Source organism: Desulfovibrio sp. 1214_IL3152 (assembly GCF_036763055.1).
Classification (GTDB): domain Bacteria; phylum Desulfobacterota; class Desulfovibrionia; order Desulfovibrionales; family Desulfovibrionaceae; genus Desulfovibrio.
This window is the reverse complement of sequence record NZ_JBAIYW010000611.1, coordinates 1-2439: the sequence shown is the minus strand read 5'-3', so window position 1 is coordinate 2439 and position 2439 is coordinate 1. Positions and strand designations below refer to the sequence as shown.

Here is a 2439-nt window from a genome sequence, read left to right as displayed (position 1 = left end):
GGGCATGCTTTGGGCGCGCCGCTCCTGGGGCGTCTGGTGGACGTGGGACCCAAGACTCACGACAACGCTGATCATGTGGTTCGTTTATGCGGGCTATCTGGTGCTGCGCGGGCTGGATCTGCCGCCGCAGCGCCGCAATACGGTCTGCGCCGTGGTGGGCGTGGTGGCTTTTCTTGATGTGCCGCTGGTTTTTCTGTCCGCGCGTATCTGGCGCTCCATCCATCCTTCTGTTTTTGCCAGCAAGGAAGGCGGCCTTGAGCCGGAGATGCGCCTTACCGTCATGGCCTGCGTGCTTTCGTTCGGTTTTTTGTGGGCGGGTCTGGTGTGGCTGCGCAAGCGCCAGCTTGATCTGGCCGCCCGTATGGACAGGCTGCAGCAGAGCCGGTTTACGCCGGAAGGACTGTAACGCACGGCCCGCGCCGTCATGCGCCGCCGGTCCGCAGGGCCGTGAGGCCATTCCCGGAGGACATATGGATACCCTGACCTGGATAATCATGGCTAATGCCGCCGTATGGATCGGCCTTGGCGCTTACCTGGCCTTTATGGGCGCGCGCCAACGGTCCCTTGCAGCACGCCTGGCCCAATGGGAGATGCTCAACAATGACTGATAGTTCAAAGCGCAACACTTCATCCCGCGCGCTCATTATTCTGCTGGGCCTGGGCCTGGTGCTCATGCTGGCCGTATCGCTCAAGGAACGCTTTGAAAGCCCAGGGCTTACGGAGCAGCGGCAGCCCCGTGCCGTGGCCGCTCAGGACAATGCGGCGCAGCAGATAGGCCAGCTCATGCGTCAGGTGGCGGAAAACCCCAATGACGGTACAGCCATGATTCACCTTGTGGAGCACCTCATTGGCGCGCAAAACTGGGAAGCCGCAGAAACTTTTGCCCAGCGGGCCGTAACGCTTGATATGGGTAACTCCAAACCGCTGTATCTGCTGGGCGTCATCATGCACAACCAGGGCCGCAACAAGGAAGCCGCCGAGGCCCTTGAAAAAGTTCTGGCTATCAAGGATGAGGCTTCAGTGCGCTACAGCCTTGGCGTGCTTTACATTCATTATCTCGACAATCCCGCCAAGGGTGTGGAACATCTGAGCGCAGGGCTGCATGATGCCAACGCGCCTGAAGAATTGAAAAAAGCCATTATGCTGGAGCTGGAAAAAACTCCGCTTCCCGGTCAGCCGGGCCAGACCGGCAAGTCGGACACGCCGGATAAGGCCGCACCCGCAGATCAGGCGAAGGGCAAGGCAGCCGCACCCGCGAAAACGCGCTAGACAGTGTCGTCACGAGCGCCTTTCCCGGTATCTCTGCGTCGAACTTCGCCTTTTATTCCGGTCGAGTACCATAAGAGTACACTCCCTGCATAAAAGGCTCGTTCTCCTTGATATACCAAGGAAATTCATCTCGTGACGACACTGGCTAATCGCCGCGCGTATTGTCCAGAGCAATTTCATTTTAAAATTGCTCTGGCGACTGCTCACGCAGTCGCCCGCCGCAAAGGCGCAAGCGCAGCTTCAGCCGTTGCCCGAAGGGCTTACGGATGCTTCAGGAGTTGTAACGCAGGAAACTACGCTTGCAGGCAGCATGTGTAACGAGCGGCTTGTTTCCACACAGCCACTGTCGCCATTCGTAAGGCTCGCAGGCTCGCCAGCGACTGTCGCGAAGACAGCAGAGCTGTTTACTTGCGCGGTTAAGCGCCGAAGCGAGCGTGCCGTTACCTTTGAGAATGTACATTCTCAAAGTTGATCTGCTCCAGAGATGGGCTGGCCGCCATGCGGCGGTGCTGCCCCCGGTGCGCTGTCCGGTGCAACCTGCCCAGGCCGGGCATACATTCCGGGCAAGCCCGCAGCTTGTGGAGAGGCTGCGGGCTTGCCTCTTTTTTTTACAGGTTGTACCTTTTACCGCAAAGAGCGCGGCCAGCGGGTGCGGGCCGTCGCCATTGCATGTATTTTCCCGCCCGGCGTTTTTTTGCCGTGAAAACCCGTTGCGCAAAGCGCGTTTGACGCGCGCTGATGGCTGCGCCGCAGGCGGAAAACTGGCGGTCATGCCATTCCTGTGTTGCCGCCGCATACATGTCCGGCTCCAAGCCGGGCAGGCGTTTTCTCCTGTTGAAGCCGCACGTTCACTATGAAAATGCCCCCATGAGGACCATATGGCCCGTCGTAAAAGCAGAAACAAGGACTCGTCCGCTCCGAAGCAGGCCCAGTCTCTCTCCACCAGTCAGGATACGCGCGAAGCACGCCCCCCGGAACAGGCCCTTGCCATGTCTGCCGCACCTGACGAGCAGCAGGAAGCCACGCCCCAGGGCATGGTGCGCAAGGGCGTGTTTGTGATGGGCGTGGTCATTGCCCTTGTGCTTGGCCTTTATCTGGGCAGTCTTGTTCCTTCCCTGATGCACGAGCCGGCTCCCGATTCCACACCCGCACCGCAGGTGCAGGCCCCGG

The 2439-nt window shown here is 59.9% G+C and carries 3 protein-coding genes and 1 pseudogene; all 4 read left to right on the top strand.

Annotated elements, in window-relative coordinates; genetic code table 11:
- A partial coding sequence (gene ccsA, locus V6C07_RS12870) for a cytochrome c biogenesis protein CcsA (protein WP_333536875.1) occupies positions 1–406 on the top strand: 406 nt, incomplete at its 5' end.
- A gap of 64 nt (positions 407–470) precedes the next feature.
- Positions 471–608: a CcmD family protein gene (locus tag V6C07_RS12865; protein WP_333536874.1), complete on the top strand. Its 138-nt coding sequence runs from the start codon at positions 471–473 to the stop codon at positions 606–608.
- Positions 601–1269 (top strand): hypothetical protein, encoded by a 669-nt coding sequence (locus V6C07_RS12860; RefSeq protein WP_333536873.1) that lies wholly within the window; start codon positions 601–603, stop codon positions 1267–1269. The genes V6C07_RS12865 and V6C07_RS12860 overlap by 8 nt, the downstream gene beginning before the upstream one ends.
- A gap of 878 nt (positions 1270–2147) precedes the next feature.
- Positions 2148–2439, top strand: a pseudogene (locus tag V6C07_RS12855) (tetratricopeptide repeat protein); the annotation flags it as partial.